The organism is Paenibacillus sp. CH40 (assembly GCF_024213605.1).
GTDB classification, from domain to species: domain Bacteria; phylum Bacillota; class Bacilli; order Paenibacillales; family Paenibacillaceae; genus Paenibacillus; species Paenibacillus polymyxa_B.
Map to the genome: position 1 here is coordinate 1,403,658 of NZ_JANAVQ010000001.1, position 24,184 is coordinate 1,427,841.

Annotated in this window: 22 protein-coding genes and 1 pseudogene; 8 read left to right on the top strand and 15 right to left on the bottom strand. The window is 44.1% G+C overall.

The features are described 5' to 3' along the window. Positions 1-23: 23 nt before the first annotated feature. The 4 genes from NLX73_RS06140 to NLX73_RS24925 form a co-directional block, all read right to left on the bottom strand. Positions 24-791, bottom strand: a complete 768-nt coding sequence (locus NLX73_RS06140; RefSeq protein ID WP_254325704.1) for a carbohydrate ABC transporter permease — start codon at positions 789-791, stop codon at positions 24-26. A 109-nt stretch (positions 792-900) separates the two neighbouring features. Then, positions 901-1,773 (bottom strand): carbohydrate ABC transporter permease, encoded by an 873-nt coding sequence (locus NLX73_RS06145; protein WP_254325634.1) that lies wholly within the window; start codon positions 1,771-1,773, stop codon positions 901-903. 75 nt (positions 1,774-1,848) lie between these two features. Beyond that, positions 1,849-3,180: an ABC transporter substrate-binding protein gene (locus NLX73_RS06150; protein ID WP_254325635.1), complete on the bottom strand. Its 1,332-nt coding sequence runs from the start codon at positions 3,178-3,180 to the stop codon at positions 1,849-1,851. Positions 3,181-3,522: 342 nt separating this feature from the next. Then, positions 3,523-4,011 carry a tyrosine-type recombinase/integrase gene (locus NLX73_RS24925; RefSeq protein ID WP_302055319.1) on the bottom strand — a complete coding sequence of 163 codons (489 nt, stop codon included), beginning with the start codon at positions 4,009-4,011 and terminating at the stop codon, positions 3,523-3,525. Here NLX73_RS24925 and NLX73_RS06160 point away from each other — a divergent pair. Together NLX73_RS06160 and NLX73_RS06165 are read left to right on the top strand one after the other, a co-directional pair. After that, positions 3,895-4,224 carry an NAD(P)H-binding protein gene (locus NLX73_RS06160; protein ID WP_254325637.1) on the top strand — a complete coding sequence of 110 codons (330 nt, stop codon included), beginning with the start codon at positions 3,895-3,897 and terminating at the stop codon, positions 4,222-4,224. The two genes, NLX73_RS24925 and NLX73_RS06160, sit on opposite strands and share 117 nt — an antisense overlap. Continuing rightward, positions 4,179-4,337, top strand: a complete 159-nt coding sequence (locus tag NLX73_RS06165) for a hypothetical protein (protein ID WP_254325711.1) — start codon at positions 4,179-4,181, stop codon at positions 4,335-4,337. The genes NLX73_RS06160 and NLX73_RS06165 overlap by 46 nt, the downstream gene beginning before the upstream one ends. Before the next feature lie 202 nt (positions 4,338-4,539). On the opposite strand, the gene NLX73_RS06170 is transcribed toward NLX73_RS06165, so the two are convergent. Beyond that, a complete protein-coding gene (locus NLX73_RS06170; protein ID WP_254325638.1) occupies positions 4,540-5,667 on the bottom strand; it encodes a LacI family DNA-binding transcriptional regulator in 1,128 nt (375 codons plus the stop codon). 295 nt (positions 5,668-5,962) lie between these two features. Here NLX73_RS06170 and NLX73_RS06175 point away from each other — a divergent pair, with 295 nt between their 5' ends. From NLX73_RS06175 to NLX73_RS06190, 4 genes are all read left to right on the top strand, one after another. Further along, on the top strand, positions 5,963-7,294 hold the full coding sequence (locus NLX73_RS06175) for an ABC transporter substrate-binding protein (RefSeq protein WP_254325639.1): 1,332 nt from the start codon (positions 5,963-5,965) through the stop codon (positions 7,292-7,294). Positions 7,295-7,371: 77 nt separating this feature from the next. Then, a complete protein-coding gene (locus tag NLX73_RS06180; RefSeq protein ID WP_044648987.1) occupies positions 7,372-8,256 on the top strand; it encodes a carbohydrate ABC transporter permease in 885 nt (294 codons plus the stop codon). Then, entirely contained in the window at positions 8,256-9,083 is an 828-nt protein-coding gene (locus tag NLX73_RS06185) for a carbohydrate ABC transporter permease (protein WP_152643882.1), read from the top strand. Before NLX73_RS06180 ends, NLX73_RS06185 begins: the two co-directional genes overlap by 1 nt. A gap of 2 nt (positions 9,084-9,085) precedes the next feature. After that, positions 9,086-11,215, top strand: a complete 2,130-nt coding sequence (locus NLX73_RS06190; protein WP_254325640.1) for a Sip1-related alpha-galactosidase — start codon at positions 9,086-9,088, stop codon at positions 11,213-11,215. Between the two features lie 78 nt (positions 11,216-11,293). On the opposite strand, the gene NLX73_RS06195 is transcribed toward NLX73_RS06190, so the two are convergent. Then, complete coding sequence (locus NLX73_RS06195) at positions 11,294-12,187, bottom strand: helix-turn-helix transcriptional regulator (protein WP_044648984.1); 894 nt, start codon at positions 12,185-12,187, stop codon at positions 11,294-11,296. Between the two features lie 147 nt (positions 12,188-12,334). Here NLX73_RS06195 and NLX73_RS06200 point away from each other — a divergent pair, with 147 nt between their 5' ends. After that, positions 12,335-14,530 (top strand): alpha-galactosidase, encoded by a 2,196-nt coding sequence (locus NLX73_RS06200; protein ID WP_254325641.1) that lies wholly within the window; start codon positions 12,335-12,337, stop codon positions 14,528-14,530. Between the two features lie 183 nt (positions 14,531-14,713). Here the strand turns inward: NLX73_RS06200 and NLX73_RS06205 are convergent, their stop codons facing one another. The 9 genes and pseudogenes from NLX73_RS06205 to NLX73_RS06245 all read right to left on the bottom strand — a co-directional run bounded on the left by NLX73_RS06205 (position 14,714) and on the right by NLX73_RS06245 (position 23,245). After that, complete coding sequence (locus tag NLX73_RS06205) at positions 14,714-15,208, bottom strand: PTS sugar transporter subunit IIA (RefSeq protein WP_254325642.1); 495 nt, start codon at positions 15,206-15,208, stop codon at positions 14,714-14,716. 8 nt (positions 15,209-15,216) lie between these two features. Then, positions 15,217-16,721 (bottom strand): annotated as a pseudogene (locus tag NLX73_RS06210) (sucrose-6-phosphate hydrolase). Between the two features lie 48 nt (positions 16,722-16,769). Continuing rightward, positions 16,770-18,224 carry a sucrose-specific PTS transporter subunit IIBC gene (locus NLX73_RS06215; protein ID WP_254325643.1) on the bottom strand — a complete coding sequence of 485 codons (1,455 nt, stop codon included), beginning with the start codon at positions 18,222-18,224 and terminating at the stop codon, positions 16,770-16,772. Positions 18,225-18,573: 349 nt separating this feature from the next. Continuing rightward, positions 18,574-18,846, bottom strand: coding sequence for a hypothetical protein (locus NLX73_RS06220; protein ID WP_254325644.1), 273 nt, complete (start codon positions 18,844-18,846; stop codon positions 18,574-18,576). Between the two features lie 93 nt (positions 18,847-18,939). Continuing rightward, entirely contained in the window at positions 18,940-19,581 is a 642-nt protein-coding gene (locus NLX73_RS06225) for an AAA family ATPase (RefSeq protein ID WP_254325645.1), read from the bottom strand. 360 nt (positions 19,582-19,941) lie between these two features. After that, positions 19,942-20,859: a hypothetical protein gene (locus NLX73_RS06230; protein ID WP_254325646.1), complete on the bottom strand. Its 918-nt coding sequence runs from the start codon at positions 20,857-20,859 to the stop codon at positions 19,942-19,944. Between the two features lie 188 nt (positions 20,860-21,047). Continuing rightward, the gene (locus tag NLX73_RS06235) at positions 21,048-21,518 is read right to left on the bottom strand and encodes a hypothetical protein (protein ID WP_254325647.1); all 471 of its coding nucleotides are present in this window, start codon (positions 21,516-21,518) and stop codon (positions 21,048-21,050) included. Positions 21,519-21,930: 412 nt separating this feature from the next. Continuing rightward, complete coding sequence (locus NLX73_RS06240; RefSeq protein ID WP_235309809.1) at positions 21,931-22,752, bottom strand: DUF2785 domain-containing protein; 822 nt, start codon at positions 22,750-22,752, stop codon at positions 21,931-21,933. A gap of 121 nt (positions 22,753-22,873) precedes the next feature. Continuing rightward, positions 22,874-23,245 carry a winged helix-turn-helix transcriptional regulator gene (locus NLX73_RS06245; protein ID WP_254325648.1) on the bottom strand — a complete coding sequence of 124 codons (372 nt, stop codon included), beginning with the start codon at positions 23,243-23,245 and terminating at the stop codon, positions 22,874-22,876. A gap of 235 nt (positions 23,246-23,480) precedes the next feature. Between NLX73_RS06245 and NLX73_RS06250 the strand changes: the two genes are divergently transcribed. Further along, complete coding sequence (locus NLX73_RS06250; protein WP_165179886.1) at positions 23,481-24,059, top strand: NAD(P)H oxidoreductase; 579 nt, start codon at positions 23,481-23,483, stop codon at positions 24,057-24,059. Positions 24,060-24,184 lie beyond the last annotated feature (125 nt).

The window sequence follows — 24,184 nt, forward strand, 5'->3', positions numbered from 1 at the left end:
TGTTAATCCTCCCAAAACATAATTTATTTAATGCCTGTAAGCGTGACTCCTTCAATAATTTGCTTTTGGGCTACAATATAAATAATCAATACTGGGATAACAGAGATCGTCGTTCCGGCCATCATTAATGACCAGTCTGCTATATACAGGCCTTTAAACGTATTGAGTAACAATGGTACTGTAAATTTCTCTGGTGTATTTAAGAAAATTAAGGCATCGAGGAAGTTATTCCAAGAACCTAAAAAGACGAAAATTCCAACAGCTGCTAGGGCCGGACGAATCAACGGCATAATGATCCTCCAGTAGATCTTAAAGCTGCCTGCCCCATCGATGATCGCTGCCTCTTCCAATTCTTTCGGAATACCCATCATAAATTGCCGTAATAAGAATACAGCAAATGCATTAAATAAGGCGCCTGGAACAATCAAGGATAAGTGAGAGTCAAGCCACCCAATTTTCGTCATAATGATATACAAGGGAATCATCGTTACTTGTTTTGGAATCATCATGGTCGACAAGAAAAGAATAAATATAAGATTGGCACCAGGGAAACGGATTTTGGCAAATGCATAGGCTGCCATTGAGGCCGTAAGCAATGTAGCCGACACAGACACGGTCGTAATGTAGAAACTGTTCCAATAAGCCCTTCCGAACGGCATCGCGGTCAAGGAATCTATATAATTTGACCATTTAATGGGGTGAGGGATCCATGCCGGAGGCACAAGAAAAATTTGTGACATATCTTTCAGTGAACTGCTTACAGTCCACAGAAAGGGAAAAATCATTATCATTGCTCCAAGAGTTAATACAGCGTGAAGAATAATTTGAGACAGCTTAATATTTTTCTTTACCTTTTTCTGTATGACTGGAATAACATTCTTATCAACATTTCTCATAACGTCATTCGCCATAGTGAACCCACCTTTTTGACATTTTAAATTGGATAAGAGTGAAGATCAGAATAATGACAAACAAAATCATTGCTGAAGCAGCGCTCTGTCCCATTTTAAAGTCAATAAAGCCTTGTTGATAAATATGGTACACGAGAGTATAACTTGCTTTAGCCGGCCCGCCATTCGTCATTACGAAGGCCTGGTCAAATACTTGAAAGGAGCCGATAAGAGACATAATGGCAATGAAAAAAGTTGTTGGTGAAAGCAATGGCAAAGTAATGTTCAAAAACTGTTTAAAACGTGAAGCCCCATCAATTTCAGCAGCTTCATAATAGCTTCTTGAAATCCCCTGTAATCCGGCAAGGAAGATAACCATGTTGTTGCCCAGTCCCCACCAAATACTTAGCATTGCGATAGAAGGAATAACCCAATGCGTATCGGTCAGCCAATCAGGCCCGTTAATTCCGATATGCGAAAGAAGAAGATTCAAGACCCCAAAATCACCATTTAATATCCACATCCAAATAACCCCGATAGAAACAGAGCTTGTTACTACAGGCATGAAGTAAAATACCCGATAAAGTTCCTTCCCCCTCACTTTATTCAGGCCAACTGCCAGGAACAGGGATAGAAAAATGCTTGACGGAATTACGAATATCATATAATAGACTGTATTTTTCATTGCAATCCAAAAATCAGGATTGTTAAACTGGTTCGCAAAATTTTCGAAACCAACAAAGGTTCTTGCGCCAAACCCATCCCAGTTCATGAAACTTAACACAAGAGCATAAACAACCGGGAGCAAAGAGAAGACAAGCAGACCGATTAATTGCGGGGAAACAAAAAGATATCCCGCTAACGTCCTTTGACGATTTCGCATGACTCACCCTCCATTTAAAATCGAAATAGAGAAAGGGATCGGCTTCTCACTATCCCTCTCCTTAATTTTGTGTAATTATTTGTTCGTTTCGTGCTCCTTTGTTAGTTTATTCGTTTCTACTGTAATATTATTGATTGTTGTGTCCACATCTTGTTTTCCCAATAGCAACAAATCGTATTGTTCGTTTACTCTTTCGCTTAAACCGGGAATACGCCCTTTGAAATACTTAAGGGAACCGTTGGCATAACCTTTTTCACGCGCATCAAGTAAATATTGAGAATGCTCTATCGTTTTGTCGCTTGTTACGATATCGTCAATACCGCTAACCGACGGAACCGCACTGCTGTTTCCGGCAAGCCGTGCCTTTTGGCCTTCTTTTGATCCATAGAAAGTCACAAACTTCATTGCTTCTTCCTGTTCTTTAGACTTTTTGTTTACGGCAAAGAAGGCTATGGGAACTTGTACTGGCTCCATTTTGTTGTTTGTGTTGGATGGCCAATAAATGTAATCAAATTCCATATTTTTCGCCTGGCTGAACATTGGGGTTAACCATCGCCCTGCTGCTACAATTCCCACTTGATTGGACATAAACATGGCATCTAATCCTTGCCCCTTTGGAAGAGAGCCTGCGTATTTAATTTGTCCTTTTTCCCTTAAGTCGTTTACAAATTGGATGGCTTCACGAGCCTTTTGATTTTGATCCATTACGTAGTTTCCTTGGTCATCATAGGAGAGCCCTCCGTTTGACCAAATCCAGGTTTCCATTGTCCAGGTTTCACCAATAAATCCTTGTTTGCCGGCGTCTTTTAACTTCTTTGTTACTTCATCAAAAGCCGCCCAGTTCCACTTGCCTTCATCAAAATATTCTTGAGGCGTCTTAATTCCCAAATCTTTAAACATCTTTTTGTTGTAGTACATTACCAATGGACTACAGTCCATTGTAATACCATATATTTTGTCGCCATCTTTTGCAGCTCCCCATAAGCCGTCTGCATACTCATCCGGTTTGACGTAGCTATTGTCCGTTTTCATAAATCCCCCCAAGTCAGCAAGGGTACCGTTTTGTACTAACTTGACCATCGTAGCATCCCCGACATAGAATACGTCCGGCGCATTACCTCCTTGCAGCTGTGTCAATAGTTTCTGCTCATACCCGTCGCTTGCCACCGGTATCAGTTTTATTTTTACGTTTGGATGTTCTTTGGTGTAGGCATCGATTCCTTTTTGATAAATCTTTAGTTCAGCCGGGTTTCCCCAAGCGGACATCGTAAGGTTTACTGTTTTTCCAGTTACGCTTTCACCTGATTCAGAAGATGTTGATGTATTGCCACTGCAACCGGTAAGGGCAATCACGCCTGCAAGAATAGCTGGAACAATTCTCAGTATCGCGTTTGATTTCATTTTCATTTCTATACCTCCCGATTTAAAAAAATTTGAAAACAGTGAAATGATATTCTTTATTAGCCCTCTACGATTGTAACCGCTTTCTTTTTTGTTCTAAAAAAACTATCTCATTTGCCTATCTCACAAGAGGGATATGGCCCCCGCAGTCACCACTTCCCGCCCCCCCTTCAATAAGAAAAAGCTCCCCAGTGACCTCTCATAACGGATTGAACCTTTCATCAGGATAAAAAATTGCTCAATCAGAATACTTATTTTGTAAGGAGCTGTTGTTGTAATGATAATAAAGCACGACCCTCATCATCCTCAATGGTAAGTTCATGCGATAAAAGGGTAAAAAATTGCTCTTCATGGGTTAGTACCAGTGAAGCTGACACCAGATGATTGGAACAGATAAACCTCCTGTTTCTTGTTCATTGAATTGGCGTCCATGGCCAGCATTCCCTTAAACGATTGAAGGAATAGGACAATGCGATTCTTACTACCCTCGCCCTTATTAATCCGGATTTGGTAGTAGTGGAAATCAACATCGGTCAACTTGATATTGATCAGCTCGCTTACCCGCCCCCCGGTATATAGCAGCGTCTTGGCGATCTTCAAGTCTTGGAAGTTCTTTGCTTGCCAAACCGCATCGTAGCGTTTAAGCTCCTCTTCTGTAGGTGCATAGGGGAGCTTCTTCGATGTTTTTGGCCTAGGGGGGATGTATTCTACGCGTCGAGTATGGCCAAAGCCATTGCTGATACAGATGTGGTTATCAGTTGCATAGGTCCAACCAGTAACTTCTCGCCGGGTACCGTCATGTCGGAGGGAATCCCGAATATTCTTGCGGCCAGCCAGCGTGCTGGAGTTAAGCGCCTAGTCATGCAGAGCGGCATTGGTCTGAGCAACGGGAAAGAACTTTCCGCAGTCAATCGGTGGGCAATACGCATTCACCGGCGCATCTTCTCGAAGACCATCAAGGACAAGGCCATTGCCGGGCGTACGGTGCAACGGAGCGACCTTGATTGGGTTATTGTACGACCGGACTTCGTGACGTGGCTGTCACTTTGAAATATACGGCAGACCCCTCAGCCCGCATCGCTCCGTTCCTGCCGCTTCCCTTCTCAGACTGTGCTGACCTGACTGCCTCGTACGGGCAGCGACGAGTGAGCCAACCTGGCTAAGGAAAATCATCTTTGGACATTTGCCTGAAGCTACGTTGACCGATGTATTTCTCGACAAAAGGATACCCGTTATCTTTTTCATTACATATTTTCACATACATTTGCGGGTAGTATCAGCAACGCTGGTACTACCCCTCCATTAACAAAAAAAACCACCGCACAAATGCACAGTGGATTTTTGTTCTCTTGTTAAATTAGACTCTTAAAGTTGACCATTTCTAGAGTCACTATGATACCTAGTGGCGCCGCAGCTTTCACGCACCATAAGCTTAGTGGAAACGGTAACTGTTAAGGGGATATCACGGCCTTTAATTCGTTCGCACAGCAGATTTACCGCAGTTCTCCCCATTTGTTCGGTATAGATTCTAACAGAGGTCAATGAAGGCTGAACGAAACCGGCTAAATCAATATCATCGAAACCTACAACAGCCACTTCGTCAGGTACTTTAATACCTTCATCGTACAGGGCGCGCATCGCACCTATGGCCATCGGGTCGTTGGCAATAAAAAAAGCACTAGGCAAATTCCCCTTCTGAATGGCTTCTCGCATAAGTTCGTAACCGCTGGTGGTTGTCCATTCTCCTAAATATACATCCGACCTAGAAAACATCCCTCTTTCTCTCATCATCTTTTCGTAAACAGAGTAGCGGATTTCTGGAATTTCCCTTCCTTTCCGCTCTCCTTTAACAGGCGAATAATCTCTCCCCCCAATAAAACCGATCCGCTTATGGCCTAATTGAAGCAAGTGTTCTAGTACATCCTTTGTGGCTTGCTCTAAATTGGAAACAACGCAGTCATATTTTTGACGGTCCTGAGCAAAATTATTGACGAATACAATTCGGTCATTATTACCGTATAAAGAATCCAAGTCTCTACTGTCAATCTTCCCAATTACGATTAAACCATCCATACCGTTCAAGGATGCTCCATCCTCTATGCCGTTCATACGGATAACCTCACCAAGAACAATTCCTTCTTCCTGGCATCTTTTCTCTACGCCTTGGCGGATGGAAAGGAAATACGGATCGTCTGTTTCGTCTTCCGGAGAACACCACAAGACCATTCCGATCTTGAAAAGCTTTTTTGATGGTTTCGATCGCTTCCTTGCCCCTTTAAAACCCAACTCCGAAGCAACAGTATAGATTCGTTCTTTCGTATCCTCACTAATGGATAAGGTTGGATCTTGGTTGAACAATCGGGAAACGGCAGCAATAGAAACCTGGGCTTTTGTGGCAACATCGGATAACGTAGCCAAATAAACACCCCCGAAGTTAAAAAAAAGTAAAAAGAAAGTTAAATAAATCTTAACAAAAACAACACCATTCGTCAAAAGCATTCCTTCAGAGCGGTAGGATCAATCGAACAAATATTATGTTATGGATTGACAAAATAAAACGGTTACAATATCATGATGTTGTGCTTTTAACTTGTTTTTAACCGATATTTTAACTCATTTTTTTAACTACTTTTTAACTGTGATTATCCTTTGATGCTAATGACAGTTTATAAGGAGGTGTTGGTGATTTACCCGCGAGAGAACTGAAAAAATAGAGCAAATACATGAAGAGTGCTATCCCTTCAGAATCGGTTAAAAAGGTAAAACTAAGAAATAGGGGGATTCAACAATGAAAAAACTACTTACTACAGTTGGAATCTTAGCACTTCTTGCTTCCGGTTTGGCCGCTTGCAGCGGATCAGAGAACTCCTCTTCTTCCGCCAATCAAAGAGGTGAACCTGCTAAAGCAGGAAGTCCTACAGAGATATCTGTACTTATCGGGAAGTCCGAGATCATCAGCCAGTTCGAAGAAATGGTGGAACACTACAATACATCACAAGATCAAGTCAAGGTTTCTATTATTTCTCTCGGTAATCAAAACGCTTTCGACAAAATGACAACTCTTTATGCATCGAACAATGCGCCTACCATTAGTATGATGGGTGCGGAATATGAATCTATGCATGATAAACTTTTGGACCTGTCCGATCAACCCTGGGTTTCGCATACCATGAAAGGCAGTTTGGATTATATAAGGGACGGCAGCCAAATCAAAGGCATGCCAGTTTCGGTTGAGGCCTTCGGTTTGATTTATAACAAAAAGGTGTTGGACCAAGCAAGTGGCGGAAATTTTGATTCCGCAACAGTAAAAACACAGGATGAGCTCAAATCGCTGATGGATAAAATCACGTCATCAGGTGCGGCGGAAGGAGCAATCCACGTTTCTCCCATAGACTGGTCGCTAGGCGCCCATTATTCCAATATTTTATTTGCAGACCAATCTTCAGATAGAGATCAACGTCATAAATTTATTAAAGATCTTAAAAATGGTACCGTCAAGCTCTCCGAGAATGAAATATTCTCCGGTTGGGTGAATACTTTTGATCTTATGAAAGCGTACAACATTAACAAAAGCGCTCCTCTCTCCCCTGTTTATGACGATGGCCCCATAGCTTTGGCTTCCGGACAAGTCGGACTGTGGTTTATGGGGAACTGGGCGTACCCTCAGATTCTAGAACTTGATCCAGAGGGCCAATATGGATTTCTACCTGTGCCGATAAGCAATAACGCAGAAGACTATGGCAATTCCCAGATCTCTGTCGGCGTTCCGTCTTATTGGGTCGTCGATGCAGAGCAATCCACAACCGACCAGCAAAAAGCGGCGAAGGAATTTTTAAATTGGATGGTCTCTTCTAAAGAAGGTCAAGATTATTATGTCAACAAACTCAATTTCTTACCAGTCTTCGATAATTTTACTGCGGAACCTGCAGATTCTCTTTCCCAATCCGTACTCAGTTATATGAAATCAGAGAATACGTTGGAATGGATGAATACGTACTACCCTGCAGACGCTTATCCTGCGATGGGAACTTCCATGCAAAAATATTTGGCCGATAAGATTAACAAATCTGATTTAGCTAAAGAATTCGAGGCGTATTGGACTAAGAAAAAATCCAACTAAAACTTTGAGACAGTGGGATATGCGGACTCGCTTATCCCACTCACATTCTCCAGTACGGAGGGTATGGAGGGATAACCTTGTATAAAGAAACGACTTTGAGAGAAAAGATTACGGTATTTTCCATCTTCGCGTTGATCCCGCTATTTGTTTTTACAGCAGTGGTGATCGTCCCATTTGTCGTTGGTTTTATAATGACCTTAACCGATTGGAATGGAACCTCTTCCGTTTTTCGGTTTATAGGTTTTGATAATTATAGAGCCGCGTTTTCGGACAATGAGTTTTGGACATCCCTGTGGTTCACCGTCCGTTATGTATTTTTCACGCTGATCTTAACCAATGTTGTTGCCTTCTTCCTCGCCTTGCTTGTAACGATAGGAAGAAAGGGGCAGAATTTTTATCGCGCGGGCTTTTTTACTCCCAATCTAGTAGGCGGGATCATTCTAGGATTTGTATGGCAATTCATATTTTCTCGTGTGCTTGTTTATTTTGGAAAAGCATGGGGCCTTGATTTTCTGTCCTACTCCTGGTTAGGAGATACAACGAAAGCGTTTTGGGCGCTTGTTACTGTCGGGGTCTGGCAAAACGCAGGCTATATGATGCTGATTTTTATTGCCGGCTTAATGAGCATTCCTTCTTCACTTTCTGAAGCGGCCAATTTGGATGGAGCCGGCCCGATCCAGCAGCTCTTACGGATCAAGATTCCAATGATGATTCCCTCCTTTACCATTTGTCTATTTTTGACACTGCAACGAAGTTTTATGGTATATGATACCAATCTTTCGTTAACGAAAGGCGGACCCTATCGAGCCACCGAAATCATCGCCATGCATGTATATAACGATGCATTTATTTACCGAAACTTTGGACAGGGCCAGGCAAAAGCCATCATGATGTTCCTGATCATATCGTTAATCGTCATTTTGCAAGTCCGAATCATGAAGAAATTGGAGGTAGACGCCTGATGCGAAATAAACGTTTATTTACCGCTGCAAGCTGGTATGCAGGCATGTCTATTCTTTTCTTTCTTTTTATATTTCCCTTTTTGTTGATCCTTTTAAACTCCTTCAAGTCGAGAGTGGAGATTATCCGAAACCCTCTAACCTTGCCCAAAACGTTTGATTTTTCAAACTATACGGACGCGTTCACCCGAATGAATTTTTCGTATGGATTATATAACTCCGCAATTATTACTTGTGTATCCGTTTTGGCTATTTTGGTGTTCTCTTCCATGTTAGCATATTACCTGGTTCGTTGGTCGAATAAAATGTCCTCTATTATATTGCTTATGTTGGTTTCGTCGATGATTATTCCGTTTCAGGCCTTAATGATTCCATTTGTCTCCTTGTATGGAAATCTCCATATGCTCAACAGCAAATGGGCGCTTATTTTCTTTTACCTGGGCTTTGGCATCAGTCTGGCCACGTTTATGTATCACGGCTTTATTAAAACCGTTCCCAAAGACCTAGAGGAAGCCGCATTAATGGATGGAGCCGGGCGCATTCAAGTGTTCTACCAAATTGTCCTTCCTATTTTAAAACCAATCTCAACAACAATTGCTATTATAGATGTTTTATGGATATGGAATGATTTCTTGCTTCCCTCTCTGGTTTTGCTTTCGAAAGAACAGCAAACATTGCCGTTATCGACCTATTATTTCTTTGGGAAATATACATCGAACTATGGAGTTGCCATGGCCGCGCTAGTTATGGCGATCATTCCCGTCATTGTCTTTTACCTCATTATGCAAAAGCAAGTTATTAAAGGTGTCGTCGAAGGAGCTGTTAAATAAGCATGGAAAATATGATTAATTTAGAAGACGCTACATTTTTAACGAATTTGAAAGTGTGTGTTTCGACAGATGAAGGGTCCTCTTTACAAAGCCTGGATTTAAAAGAAATGAGCCAAACTTCAGGGCTCGATGAACACGGTAATTTCACTAAAAAGACAAGCCTGTACACGGACAAAGACAATTCTATTTCGGTTTACCTCCATCTCATGGATTATGGCTCGACAGTCGTCTGCTTTGTGGAAGCAAGCATGGATGCTCAGGAGGTATTCTGGCGTCGGTTTTCTTTCAATGCTAGACGATCCATCGTTATTTCGGTTCCTCAGCCCCAAAAAACGGATAAGTTTTTGGGCTTTTACCACTTTAATGATTGGTGGACGCGTCCTTTTTTTACTTCCTGTATGAGTGAACTGCCTGAACGTACCCAATCGGTTCTCTGGCAGTCCGGCTCCCGCTATGCCTATTGTTTGCCTGTTGTAACTTTGACTGAAAAAACGGAGATACGAGGCTGTAATAACGGCTTTGATCTTTGTCTTTCGACCAACGTAGGCGGCCGCGACGACATTTCCGCGCCACTGTTCGTCCTTTCATATGGAGAGAACCCTTATAGCTTAATCAAGGAAACGTTGAAGTTTACACTTGATTTAATTGGTAACCCGACATCACTGAGAGAACATAAACGTTATCCGAATGCTTTGAAATACTTGGGGTGGTGCTCCTGGGACGCGTTCCGTAACGAGGTTAACGATACGGGTCTAATTGAAAAACTCAAAGAATTAAACGAGAAAAACCTCCCTGTGCGTTGGGTCATGATTGATGATGGCTGGTTAGATGTGAAAGAAAAGGGTCTGATGTCATTTGAGGCCGATCAAAAGAAATTCCCCAATGGCCTTGCTTCTTTAATTGAAGTATTAAAATCGAACTACGGGGTCCGCTGGGTCGGTGTATGGCATACCCTTTTTGGCTATTGGGCAGGGATCCATCCAGACAGCGCCATCGTCCAGGAATTTGGTGAGTTTGTGTATAAAACCGCAAAAGGCCGGTTCATCCCCTACCCTCGTGCGGATAAAGGATTCGGTTTCTGGAATGCTTTTCATCGCAGTCTTCGCCACTCGGGCGTGGATTTTGTGAAGGTCGACAGCCAGGGATCGATAAATAGTTTTTTGTTTCACCACATTCCGGATGGCCGTTCGGCGTATGAAATGCACACCGCTTTAGAAGCGTCTGCCGGGTTGCATTTTGATCAGCAATTGATCAATTGCATGGGGATGGAGTCGGAAAATATATGGTTTAGGCCTTCCTCATCGGTATCTCGCAACAGTGACGATTTTGTCCCTGGCAAAGAAATCAGCTTTAAAGAACACGCGTTCCAAAACGCCTATAACTCCTTGTATCATCATGTACTTTACTGGGGAGATTGGGATATGTTTTGGACCAACCATGAAGAGGCGCTGCAAAATGCGGTGCTTCGTGCCGTTAGCGGCGGTCCGGTTTATTTTAGCGACAAGCCTGGCACTACGGAACCGAAAGATCTGCTCCCGCTCGTATTTCGTGACGGCAAAGTACTGAGAGCCGATCAACCCGGATTGCCGACTTCCGACATCTTGATGGTTAATCCTCAAAAGGATAGCGTGCCACTGAAGGTATGGGCTCCTGTCGGAGGGTCCATTTCGGTTGGTGTATTCAACATTGACCAGGAAGACCGGATTCTATGCGGGTCTATTAGCCCTTCCCAGATTCCAGTTCTGTGTAATGTAGATCAAGAATTCTATCTGTACGAGCATTTTAGCCGAAAACTGATGAAGTGTTCATACCGTCAGAGCATCCCCTTTACAATCAAGGAAAACGGAGTGGCTTTATACTTGATGGTTCCCATCCTGAACCCTCGGTTCACACTGATCGGCCTTCTTAATAAGTATCTGTCCACAGCGGCGGTTACGATTTTATTTACCGATGACAACTCTACCTTGCTGCAACTAAGAGAAGGCGGGACATTGGGTTTTGGCGCCTGCCAAGAGCCTGCGTTAGTCACGGTCAATGGAGTACCAACTCCATTCCGACGGGACGGGGATCTTTTTGTCATCGATACTATCGAGTCCATCGACCCCCTAATCATTAACGTAGTGTTTGCGTGACCCTTCTTTTTTTTAAGCCGCTTTAAAACAGGCTGCCGAAAATTTCGGCAGCCTGTTACTATCTTCAAGAACCTATTTTCATTGATCGCTCCGGATCAACCGCCGAATTTGATACAAATCGCCCTCCATGCGGAATTCGCCTGGAGCCATTCCTGTATACTTTCGGAACACTTTGCCGAAATAATTCGCATTCGAGAAACCGGACTGTTCCGCCACCTGCTCCAATGTCAGATTTGCGGGCTCCAGCAGAAGAGCAGCCGCTCTTTCCAATCTCATACGAGTTAAATAGCGGCCGGGAGAGAGGCCAAGCTTGCGCTCAAACTCACGGGTGAGATGAAATTTAGAACATCCGGAGACCTCCGCCATGTCCTGAAGGCCAATGCTCCGATGCAGATTACTGTCAATGAAGGTCTTACAGCGTTCCACAACCGGAGGCAATGGGACGCTGCTGGCAAGAGTGACAAGATGACTCGCCAGTGACATGGCCAGTGTATAAGCGGCCCGTGAGCACTGATACATATCGCGGTAGCTGTTCTCAATAGCTTCCCGATAAGTGGCCCACAGGAGATGCTCCAAATCGGACCCCGGCTCAATCCGGAAAATGTAGCCGCTTATGTCCAGCCATTCCTGGAGGAGATGCAGCGCCAAGTGTGACAGTTCGAAGTAGAGCACTTCCCATCTGGGAGAATCAGAGGGGAGACGGTAGATATGGTCGCCCGGAACATCAGCCAGAAAAGCATCCCCCGGCTCAAGGGAATGTCTCCTCCCCCCCGTTTCAATCTCACCGCGACCATTTAATGTATATTGAAGCACACAATGGTCTCCGGTACGGTTCCGTCCATCCCAGATATAATCATGCGAAGTAATCAGCTCATATCCGGCACCTTTTAATAAGATATAGGGCATTGGCGTTATAAAGTGAAAAGATATCGAGGACTGCTTCCCTTTCCCGTTTCCCTCCTCATGATTCACAGCAATATTTCACCCTCCTCAGTTTATAAAGTTACTCTTGTTTCGGTTCTTCTGCACCTTTACGCTAATGATGAAGACAAGTTTTCTATAATCAGTTATTTCACACTCTTACTAAATTATAACACTAAAAGGAGCACGATTTCACTTATGGGCATTCATTACGATGAGAAACGCATGGTGTTTCACCTGCAAACCCCCGGTTCCAGCTACTGCATTCAGATGGTTCGCGACGGCTACCTTGGGCATTTATACTGGGGACGACGAATCGCCGTCTATCAGGATTCTGTACCTTTTGATTTTATCGATCGGGGCTTTTCTCCGAATCCTGACCCTACCGACCGAAAGTTCTCCTTGGACAACCTTCCGCAGGAGTATCCGGGTTACGGGAACGGCGATTTTGGCATACCCGCCTATCAGGTCGGCCAGTCTAATGGATCTGAAATCTGTGATTTCCGTTACCAGACTCATCGGATATTCGCCGGCAAGCCAAAGCTTCCAGGTCTTCCTGCCACTTACATCGAGCGGGAGGACGAAGCGGATACGCTGGAGCTTGTGCTTGAAGATGCACTGACCGGTCTGCGTGCTACCTTAATTTATACTGTCTTTAACGAATATGACGCTATCGCGCGGTCGGTTCGTTTTGACCATACCGGCTCTGATAATCTGGTCCTTCTTCGCGCGCTCAGCGCCAGTATCGATTTCAGAGATGACGAGTATGACATGTTGACCTTCTACGGTACGCATACCAATGAACGAAATATTGCGCGGAGACCCCTAATGCCCGGCATCCAGAATGCGGAAAGCCGGCGAGGTGCTAGCAGTCCCCAGCAGAATCCGTTTCTGGCCCTACTTCGTCCTGGCGCTGATGAAGACAATGGCGAGGTATACGCGCTCAATCTCGTTTACAGCGGAAACTTCATCGCCCAGGCCGAGGTTCAGCAGTACCGGACGACTCGGGTGTCGATCGGCATCAATCCGTTTGGCTTCTCCTGGCAGCTGACTCCCGGCGAAAGCTTTCAGACGCCCGAGACTATCATGGTATACTCTGCACAAGGCTTGGGCGGGATGTCCCGCGTCTTTAATAGGCTGTACCGCACGCGGCTCAGTCGCGGCAATTTTCGTGACGCCGAACGTCCGATTCTAATTAATAACTGGGAGGCCACCTACTTTGACTTTAACGCCGACAAGATCGAAGCGATCGCCCGCGAAGGGAAAGAACTTGGTATGGAGCTCTTTGTCCTGGACGATGGTTGGTTCGGTAAGCGGGACAATGATTTGAGTTCCCTGGGCGACTGGACCGTTGACCGCCGCAAGCTTCCGGAGGGGCTGGACAATCTAGCCCGGCGGATAACCGGAATGGGCATGCAGTTCGGTCTGTGGTTCGAACCGGAGATGGTCTCACCGAACAGCGAACTCTATCGGCGTCATCCCGACTGGTGTCTTCATGTGGCGGATCGTCCCTGCACGGTGGGGCGGAATCAGCTTGTTCTTGATCTGTCGCGGCGGGATGTATGCGACTATATTGTTGGAGCGCTGTCCGATATTCTGTCTTCCGCGCCGATTACGTATGTCAAATGGGACATGAACCGCCATTTGACGGAGATCGGCTCTGCCCTTCTTCCGGCGGAGCGCCAGCGCGAAACGGGACACCGGTATATCCTCGGTCTGTACAGGATATTGGACGAGCTCACTTCCGCCTTCCCGGATGTACTGTTCGAGAGCTGTTCCAGCGGAGGAGGGCGCTATGATCCCGGCATGCTTTATTACATGCCGCAAACGTGGACAAGCGACAATACCGACGCGATCAGCCGGCTAAAAATTCAGTACGGCAACAGTATGGTCTATCCGGCTGTGTCCATGGGCGCTCATGTTTCGGGTGTACCGAATCATCAAGTCAACCGGGTTACTCCTCTTGACACCCGAGGACATGTCGCGATGTCGGGAAACCTTGGCTACGAGCTCGATCTTACCAAGATGTCGCCGCAGGAAAAGATAACGATCAAGTCCCAAGTTGCGCTGTATAAAGCAATTCGCCCCCTTATCCAATTCGGAGAATTTTATCGCATTTTAAGTCCGTTCGAGGGCAACGAGGCGGCCTGGTCCTTTGTTTCTGATGACCAGAGCGAAGCTGTACTTGCTTTCTTCCGAGTGCTGAGCCAGCCGGGTGAAAGGGTGCCTATTCTGAAATGCAAAGGATTGAATTCGCGTTACCTGTACCGCCATCACGAAACTGGAAAGATATACGGAGGTGACGAGCTGATGTACGCCGGTTTGACACTTCCAAGAATAAAAGGGGATTTTATCAGCCTGTTCTGGCGGTTTAGTAAGATCGACGAGCAATGAATGTATCAAAGCAAAAAAATTAGAAGTCCAACAGAAAGCAGGGCCTCAAATCATGAGATTTCAGGCCCTGCTGGCTATGCCCCTTCGCCGTTTTGACGTGGTTACACTATTTTTGAGAAGCAAAAATCAACTGGCAAATGTGCTGTAACAGCTTGGCGGTTCTCCGAAATCCAAGCTACACCATCATTTTAAGTGAACGTGAAGCAGTGGGACACCGTCTACCACCCCAGCGCCTTCCATCGTCTCCACCGATTTCACCATTTCCTGGTCGTCCGGGACCAACACCGGTGTGATCACCGGAAAGCCCGCCTGCTCGATTTCGGAAATATCAAATTCTAGCAGTAGCTGTCCTTTCTTGATTTTTTCACCGGTCTGAACTCGTAGGGTAAACCCTCTTCCCTTCAACGACACCGTATTAATGCCAACGTGAATCAGCAGTTGAATACCGGTAGCATGCTCCAGCAGCAGCGCGTGATTACTACGGCCGAACGCATGCGCTACTGTTCCGTCAAACGGCGCGTAGACTTTACCTTCCCGGGGCTTAATGGCTATTCCTTTGCCCATAAAGCCGCCGGCGAATGCCGGATTGGGTACTTCCGAAAGCTCAACGACACTACCTGCAAGCGGAACTCCAACTTCGATAACCTCCAGCTTTTCCTTCTTCTTAAACCATCCCATCTCTTTCCTCACCCTCCAGTTCCTAAAACATTCAGTTGGCTGCCCTCTACTTCAATTGCCCACATGTTGGCACGGTATAGAACATCACCGCCTTTGGCGAAAATGGAGAATCCCCGGCTCTCCTCATGGGGGAATATTCGGGCGGTAAAGACCTCGCGGCCGTCATCTACGAACACTTCTACAGATGATGTATCCATAAACAAATGCAGCTTGACAGCCAAAGGATTCACCTTGCAGCTTCGGACCGTACCAAATTCTTCTGCAATCGGCCTTCCGGACAGCGTTCGATCCAGCATAAGTCTGGATTCCCTGGTGTTGCATACCAGATTCGTCCCTTCTTCTTCTCCTGTTCTCAGTCTAATACCAAATTCGACGGCGTCTACATTATTGAATTCTATTATCAGCTCGTAACGGGAGCCGGCAAAACCGGCCGGACTAAGCGTATCGTTTGAAATTTTCCCGTCCGCGAACCTTCCTCTTCCTCTGATAGCCTGAAGTTCACGAACGGGAACCTGGTACAATCGGCCGCCCTCCACGCGCAATTCACGCGGCAGCGTCAGGCAGTGGGCCCAACCGTGATCGTCAGTGGGATAGACAATATCCGGCAGACCCATCCAGCCGACCAGAATTCGTCTGCCATCCGGCGTTAATGTTGTCTGGGGAGCATAGAAATCAAAACCACGATCCAGCAAGCGAAAATTCCCATGTCGAAACTCTCCCGTCTCGACATTCAGTGGATCACCGATTACATAACCCGACGGATAAATATTACCAGGGTCGTTCAGCTTCGCTCCCTGCGGACAGAAGCAGAGAACCCCCTGACCGTCAAATTCAAAATAATCCGGACATTCCCACATATAGCCGAAATCGGACAAACGGGTATGCAGTTCGCCAACCTCTTCCCATTTGTAAAGATCAATGGAGCATAGAGCATGGCACAGCCGGTAAGATTGGAACGTTGCGCTCCAATTACGGCATAAAAGCAATTTTTCTGTTTCCATACTTTGGGGTCGCGATAATGATCGGTATATCCGGACGGAGGTCCGCTTATAACCGGGGAGGAGAACTTGTGTATACGTCCCTCTCTCTCCATTTGAGCCATACACTGATAAGGCATTCGCTCCCAACTCTTATCACGTGTATTGCCAGTGTACATGAGGTACAATCGCCCATTGTGTTCGATTGCACTGCCCGAATATACTCCATGACTGTCAAAATCCCGGTCCGGTTTTAACGCCATCCCACGGTTCGTCCAGTGAACGAGATCCGGGGAGCTGGTATGATACCAATATTTGAGACCATGCACAGGGCCGAGAGGAAACCATTGATAGAACAAATGATACTCTTCATGAAAAAAAGCAGATCCATTCGGGTCGTTCAGCAACCCTGTCTCAGGCTGGATATGATACCCCTGGCGCCAGGGGCACCTTGCCACTCTGGCGGCCAGACCGGAGATTTCCTCCGGATCGGTATCTTCTAATCTTCTGTATCTCTCTTCTTTTGTCCACTCCACTTCCACAGCAACCCCCTTACTGCAAAATAGTTCCAAGCATGCTTAAACTTACGGTCGATCCGCTGCTTCGTTTGAAGTCTCCCCTGAGGCTGACGCATTTTTTCGCTTGCCCCAGAGCAGGGTGATGAGAAACGTAACTAGAAAGCTGATGCCCATGCCGATACAGAAATCAGCGATGGACTGTGGACGGATTGCGATAATACCGGGTAGCGCCGCCGGTCCCATCGAAATGGACAGCACATGTGCGTAAGCAATATAGGCGGAAGCCAGGCCGGAACCGATCATCGCAGCAATGAACGGATAGCGAAGCTTCAGGTTGATTCCGAACATTGCAGGTTCGGTAATACCGAGCAGCGCGGATATGCCAGCAGCTGAGGCGATACTCTTCGTCTTGCTGTTGCGTGTGATGAGAAAGACGGCCAGCGTAGCCGCGCCCTGAGCGATATTCGCCATCGAGGCAATCGGAAGCAAGAAGGATCCGCCCGTCTTAGCAACGTCCGACAATAGTTGGGTATCCACAGCGAGGAAACTGTGATGCATTCCCGTTATGGCAATCGAAGAATAGAAAAAACCGAAAATACCTCCTCCAATGAAACCCGTCGTATCATAGAGCCAGAAGAGACCATCTGTCAGTCCGTTGCCCGCGGCGCGAAGGACCGGTCCAACAACAGCAAAGGTCAAGAGGCCGGTAATGAGGACAGACAGCAAGGGAGTCAACAGATTATCAAGATAAGATGGAATTACCTTTCGCAAATTTTTCTCGATTACCGATAAAATGTAGGATACGACCAGTACTGGCAGAACCGTTCCCTGATAGCCAACCTTTTCGATTGAGAAACCGAACAGTTGCCAGGTGGGTACTGTCCCATCTACAAGTGTCTGGCCGTAGCTGTAACCATTAAGCAGATCGGGATGGACCATAATCATGGCCAGCGCCGCACCCAAATAAGGATTTCCACCAAACTTGCGAGTGGCCGAGAAGCCGATCAGGATGGGAAGGAAAACAAAAGGAGCGTTGGCGAATAAATTAATAATGCTTGCCCAATCGGCAATACCAGGGTACATCTCGACCAGAGACCTGGGACCAAACAGATTGCTGGCAGTCAGAACATTGTTGATCCCCATTAATAGACCCCCGGCAACAATCGCCGGAATGATCGGAACAAAAATGTCGGAAAGTGCTTTCACAAGCCGTTGAAGCGGATTCATTTTAGCTGCTCCTGCCGTCTTTAAATCGCCGGTGGACATTTCTCCAAGACCCGTAAGTTTGGCGAACTCGCCATACACGTTATTTACAATCCCGGCTCCAAGGATAATTTGATATTGCCCTCCTGTGGAAAAAGTCCCTTTAACAACATCCATTTGATCAAGTGCTTTTTGATCAAGCAAAGATTCATCTTCAAGAACGAGCCGCAATCGCGTCGCACAATGCGCAGCTGCCGTTATATTTTCCTTACCTCCCAGAGCATTCAGGATGTCAGTTGCTACTTGCTTGTAATCCATATTTCTCTCCTCCTAACATTATGAAACCGGTTCCAATTCAATTAAAAAAATGCTCGTTACCGACATTGGCCGGTAATTTTTGTTCGAAAACAACTGCCCTCCTATTACTTTCTCCGAAGAAGGTTATTGCCCCACTTCACCACTTCTTGCTCCATTCAATAAGCCCCTTTTGACCTCCCGTAAGATTGGATGGACATACAACCCTTGCCATAGGATAAAAAATTGCTCAATTCAAAATGTTTGTTTTGTATTAAATTTTGTAAGGGGGCTGTTATTTGATAATAAAATACTATCCATGTCATCCTCAATGGTAAGTTAATGCGATGGCAGGGTAAAAAATTGCCCTTCATTAACACAAAAATCCACCGCACAAATGCACGGTGGATTTTTGTTCAAATTGAACCTGTTCAAACGGCCTAGAAATATAAGCATTATTATGAATACCAGCACCAGTTGTCCTAATAAGCTGAGATGCCTCTTCTCCATTTCTAGAAGCTGCATGGCTTATGTTGTGCTCTGCTAATTTATTGATATAGTTGTATAAACTTCTTCTTGCTAATTCTCGAGTATTAAATGGATAATCATGAGGGGGCTTTAATCCAATCTTCCGGCAGGCTTGCACAAACTATTGTTTCCCGTTAGTTCAACAGGCTGCCAACCAAGGGCAGCCTGTATTATGTTACCTACAAATGAAATCAACAATTGTTTTTTTATCTCATAATCCAAAATGCTCACGAACTAATTTAAACTGTTCTTCAACACTCAATTCGGGTGTTCTTTCAAGTGTTTTGATGCCATTTCGAATGCAGGCACTTCTTACATCATGAGAAAATCTAATCATGTTTTTATTGCCATATGCGATTGTTGCCGCTGGATTTGATGTAAGATTAATAACATCCAAAATCATTTTATGGTCTTCTCTAAAGAAATATAGCCTTTCTATTTCTTCGTCAGAAGTATAAAGGCAAATCATTCTTTCTTTTGGAATAAAGGGTAATATACGCTCGGGCATAATTCCTAAGTCTATAATAATTGGTTTATCAGTAGGCATTTTTAACAAATCCGTAACAAAAAATCCCATCATCTCTTCGACAATTTGAAAAAGCCAATGAACATGTTCATCATTGGGTTTATTGAACCATTTATCCCAATCTAAACCCGAATGAGGATACTGTAGGGCAGGGTATTCAACTGGATTGGTGAATGGTCTGTACTTCATCACGTTATCTTCCAGTGTTTGAAATCCTAACTCTTTAACAAATTTCTTTGTCATTGTGGACTTCCCTGCACAACAACCACCATTTAACCAATATACATGCTTTAATTGTTCCTTCAAATATTCATCATTTATTTTCATTGTAATCCTCCTCAATTTTTTTAATATTGAGGGAGGTGACGGATTCTTATTGGTTTTCTGTAACTGTAAAACCACATAGTAAATCCCCCTTTCATTATCTTAATCAATCGTATTCGACATATTTTAGTTAATTCCTTCCTGCCCGTTAGCGTAACAAGGCTGCCATTCAATCCACGGCAGCTCATGGTTTAGTTTATTGAGTTGCCTCAACAAAGACCTCTTCTTTTACTTCCCGTTTTACGGCTTCAATCAGTGTTTAGACAATCTTTTACATATGTGAAATTTGCAACTTTCCCCTCTAAGTCTTCCTCATCCTGGTCACTTCCTCTTCCACCATGAGCTCCCTTCTAAAGGAAGTCTTTATGCATAGGTATACTCTGGTCCCAATCGTTCGATAACTCGATCCAACTGTTTGGTTAGATAAGGCGAAACGTCACCAATGCCAGCCACTGCTTCTAACAAGGGAAAGGGTTGCCCACTCCACGGGCCTCGTGGATCAAAGACTTGTCTACCGATTCGCAATCCTCCTGTTTCCTTGAAGATGTTCAATCGTTCCAATCCTTCAATAAGCAGCCCGACCGGCAGCGTTTTGTTCCTACGTCGGGACCATTCTGCCAAGAAGGACATGCCGCGTAATATATCATATTCAAAAAACCTCGGAAAGCAAGGCTTCAGCCATTCCATATCGATGACGCTTCTATTTTGTTTAGAACATACAAGATGATGCTCAATTAAATAACGTGCGCCTTCATCTAAGAAAACGACTTCCTGTTCAGTAAATTCACGGTCTGTATGCCATAAGATAGCTTCAAGCGGAGGAAGTGTTGAAACAATAGAGCTCTTTTTAGAATAAGTATAAGCTTCAGGGTCGCAGTTCAGCCCGCCATCAGGTAACTGATGCTTTAAGAGCCATTCGCGAATCCAAGGCAGTTCCTTGTCCAAATCACAGCCATACGCCATTAGAATCATATAGTATACGGCAAGTTCACAATGGCAGCAATCCATCTTCATCTTATCACTTTCACTTGTTGGATGGTCATCGGCGGATATGATGAAGGTCGGCCAGACCTGAGTTTCGAGTAAATATTTTGCTCCGACAATAGCAGACTCGGGAATTAGTTTCACCTCTCCCATTTCATAAAGAGCAGCCATATGCCACCAAGCTCCATCCCATTTTCGACGGCTGCACTCGCCGTGAGTCATCCCCAAATGGGGAGTAGATTCAAGGTACTGTATAGATTCTTCGATTGCTAAACGAATATTTTGATTTATTTCCATCTGGGTATCTCCTTTTTGATTACCTCTACTTCATGCTTCAGTTAAGCAACGCTCATCTCGTATACCCTTCCACTCTTAAAAAATTCGATATGTTATTAACCCATCCTGCCCGTTAGCTTAACAGGCAGCCGATATTACGGCAACCTATTCTTATGATACCATTCGTGTTGCGTTAATTATCTTAATCTCTAGGTGACCTTTAAGGCAAAATGATAAAACGCATCGCCACGAGATTGGTTCTCTACATCTTCATCCATCCACCATACCCCGTATGAATAAAAATATGTCCCTTTTTCTGTAGGAACTTGAAAACTATTTTCTTTCAATAAAACTTCTGTAAGTCTTCCTTCATAGAATTGCTCGACATGAAATTTATTCGGTTGGGGCTCATAATTCATAAGGAATTTTACAACATCACCAGGCTTTACTGGAATCGGTTCTTTTCCTTTTAAAAGTTCAACTGGACCAGCTGAATCCACACATGATGTTGTCCAGCAATATGTGCCGAGTTTTGTTTTGTACATTCGTTTATCAATCTGAATTTGAACCTTTGGTGGTTTATCTCCCTCAAGGTCCTTGTTTTTTGGCTGAACACCCATGCAACCAACTATACATATAAGAGTTAGTGCCATAACGAATAACAAGACTGTATTCTTCATATAAACCCTCCTATCTATATTCGACCCTAATTATTCAACGATAGAAGGAGTAAATTTGTTACAAATCAAATTCATGAGATTAGTAAAATACTGTTTAATATGTTTTTTCGGAATTAAGATTACTTGTTGAACTAAACTGCCCGTTAGCTTAATGTAAAACGGAGCAGCTGCTGACAGCAAACTGCTCCGTTTAAATTTAAAAATAATGCGTCCCAATCGTCTAATAATTGCTGCATATAAAAAATGAGTTCTTCGATGACAGAATAACTTCACGTCTTGAACAATGGAGATTTATCTGAACCACCAATCAAATCAACTGTGAAAAATATGGAGATGAAGTGTCCTCTGGGGGCTACTGTTTTTACTGCACTTGAAGTGAGACGAACAAGTGAGGGGGCATTCCCCACTTTAACTAGGAATAGTATACTTGTTCTACTTTATATAATGTATGCTCGATAGTTGGACAAAGTTCGGCATCTACTTTGTGAAATTTAACTCGAAAGTATAAACTTTTCAAGAAGTTCTTTATATTATTTTTTTGCTTAAAGGCATGAAGAAATTCTGGATTTTTCTCCACGTCACCAAAACTTTGGATCCATTTCTCTACATAGGTCTGACTAAGTATTTTTCTATTTAAAACACTAATTACGGATTTCACCATTCTTTCATCTTCCCCATCGGAGTAAACTCGATCTGATATGGTCATCTTTTCATAAACCAAATCGAGTATGGTTAATAGGTCTTTTTTGTCCAGTTCGGAACATTGGGCCAGATCGTCCAAAGCATCTGCTGCATGAGCTATGGCATGAGCCCATCCTTTTTCTTCATCATACCCACGATAATCTCGCTCCTTATGTATATTACAAAATACTTTCTCTTTGATCTGATGAATATGCTCACTTGAGAGAAATGGTGACTCCCTATGCCTCATAAGGAGAAGCGGTATAACTAGCATAGAGAAAGATCTAGTGAAGACAGAGTCTGTATTTATTTCATCAAGCCTGAAAAGCAAATGGTTTTTATCCAAAACAACGGGTAGGAGTTGTTCCAGTTCGTTTACAGTTAGAGCATTACCAGGAATCCAATTGGATAAGGTTGTATAAATTAGCTCATCACGTAATTGGGCATCTAAAGAACCGATGTTATTCATCATCTCTTGTATCAATTGGAATGTATCGGAAGGTGCTTGGTAGTCATTTGCTTTTATCAATATCAACTTTTCTTTTAGATTCATTTTACACACTCCTACTATATTGCTATTCATTTTAATCATCTCTATTTTAGTAACAATCCAAGCTAGTTCATGTATAACTGAACATCATACTTTTGAGCACCTTTGTTTACTTTGTACAGACCTAAAACTCATCCAAAACCTTGGATTTGTCGCCATGAACCTTTTCTAGGTGATCCTCTCCCCAATAGCATAAATGGTCTAGCGCGGGCTTTAATCCCCAGCCGTAGGAAGTTAACTCATACTGCACTTTGGGTGGGATCTCTTTATAAACCTTTCGTGCAACAATCTCATTCTTTTCCAGGCCTCTTAGTTGAGTGGTCAGCACTTTTTGCGTAATGCCGGGGATTAACCGGCGAAGCTCAGACGTCCGTTTCTGTCCTGTCATCAAATGATAGATGATTAAAGGCTTCCATTTCCCCCCCATTACTTCTAATGCCGCCTCCACTCCAACTTTATACTTCTTTTGAACGCTATTTTCCCTCTTTTCAGTCATCTCTTTATTCCTCCGTTAAAAGGCTGTGTTTTTCCTACATAACATTCATTCACTTCAGTCCATTATTCAGGTAAGTTTCTAGGGCATCTATCTAGGGCACTTCCATGTTCCATGTATCATCCTATAGAACTTGAAAGTACGTACTTCCAGATTATTTTAGTACTGTTTATAATAGCATCAGCCATTGATCATGGCTACAAGTTAGCTGTTGAGAAAGGTAGTGAAGAATACAAGTATGAGAGTATTAAGCGTTGTTTCGCACCCGAGAAAAAATTCCCTGACCTTTAAGGTTGCCGATCGTTTCGTACAAGGTCTTGCCGAGGCTGGCCACGATTACGAGATATTGGATTTACATGGGATTGGCTTTGACCCTGTTTTAAAGGGAGTAGATGAACCTGACTGGTCAGCTGCGGAACAGTCCTTTACCCCTGAAGTAGAAATGGAAACAAGGAGAATGAAGGAGCATGATGCCTTGGCGTTTATTTTTCCAATTTGGTGGTGGCATTTGCCTGCCATGCTAAAAGGTTATATTGACCGTGTATGGAACAATGGGTTTGCGTACGGTTCGAACCGGCTTCATCATCAGCATGTCTTGTGGATTGGTTTGGCGGGTGTTTCCAAAGAACAGATGAAAAAGCGCAACTATGATGAAATGATTACTCATCTGCTCAATGTGGGAATTGCAGATTATTGCGGTGTTTTAAATTCCAAGGTTGAATTTTTATACGAGACTTTAGACTCCAATCCCAAGCACTATGAGATGCTGCTTAACCAAGCTCATCATTTAGGGTTGAATTATGCCAAGGAACAGTAGCCTTAAGTTAAGTCTGAACTCTATGGAGTCTGTCCAAGGAAATGCGGTAAAATAATAATACGAAATTGCACCTTATTTGAGCAGAGAATTTCAAATTTATTTTGAGCTTATTTTGTCAGAACGCC

Excerpts from the sequence above, each read along its gene's own strand:
- NLX73_RS06230 (WP_254325646.1), bottom strand. The coding sequence starts at position 20,859 with ATGGAAATAAATCAAAATATTCGTTTAGCAATCGAAGAATCTATACAG.
- NLX73_RS06140 (WP_254325704.1), bottom strand. The coding sequence starts at position 791 with ATGATAATGATTTTTCCCTTTCTGTGGACTGTAAGCAGTTCACTGAAA.
- NLX73_RS06225 (WP_254325645.1), bottom strand. The coding sequence starts at position 19,581 with ATGAAAATAAATGATGAATATTTGAAGGAACAATTAAAGCATGTATAT.
- NLX73_RS06205 (WP_254325642.1), bottom strand. The coding sequence starts at position 15,208 with ATGGGATGGTTTAAGAAGAAGGAAAAGCTGGAGGTTATCGAAGTTGGA.
- NLX73_RS06145 (WP_254325634.1), bottom strand. The coding sequence starts at position 1,773 with ATGCGAAATCGTCAAAGGACGTTAGCGGGATATCTTTTTGTTTCCCCG.
- NLX73_RS06235 (WP_254325647.1), bottom strand. The coding sequence starts at position 21,518 with ATGAAGAATACAGTCTTGTTATTCGTTATGGCACTAACTCTTATATGT.
- NLX73_RS06200 (WP_254325641.1), top strand. The coding sequence starts at position 12,335 with ATGGGCATTCATTACGATGAGAAACGCATGGTGTTTCACCTGCAAACC.
- NLX73_RS06190 (WP_254325640.1), top strand. The coding sequence starts at position 9,086 with ATGGAAAATATGATTAATTTAGAAGACGCTACATTTTTAACGAATTTG.
- NLX73_RS06160 (WP_254325637.1), top strand. The coding sequence starts at position 3,895 with ATGGCCAAAGCCATTGCTGATACAGATGTGGTTATCAGTTGCATAGGT.
- NLX73_RS06150 (WP_254325635.1), bottom strand. The coding sequence starts at position 3,180 with ATGAAAATGAAATCAAACGCGATACTGAGAATTGTTCCAGCTATTCTT.
- NLX73_RS06185 (WP_152643882.1), top strand. The coding sequence starts at position 8,256 with ATGCGAAATAAACGTTTATTTACCGCTGCAAGCTGGTATGCAGGCATG.
- NLX73_RS06215 (WP_254325643.1), bottom strand. The coding sequence starts at position 18,224 with ATGGATTACAAGCAAGTAGCAACTGACATCCTGAATGCTCTGGGAGGT.
- NLX73_RS06240 (WP_235309809.1), bottom strand. The coding sequence starts at position 22,752 with ATGAATCTAAAAGAAAAGTTGATATTGATAAAAGCAAATGACTACCAA.
- NLX73_RS06245 (WP_254325648.1), bottom strand. The coding sequence starts at position 23,245 with ATGACTGAAAAGAGGGAAAATAGCGTTCAAAAGAAGTATAAAGTTGGA.
- NLX73_RS06175 (WP_254325639.1), top strand. The coding sequence starts at position 5,963 with ATGAAAAAACTACTTACTACAGTTGGAATCTTAGCACTTCTTGCTTCC.
- NLX73_RS06250 (WP_165179886.1), top strand. The coding sequence starts at position 23,481 with ATGAGAGTATTAAGCGTTGTTTCGCACCCGAGAAAAAATTCCCTGACC.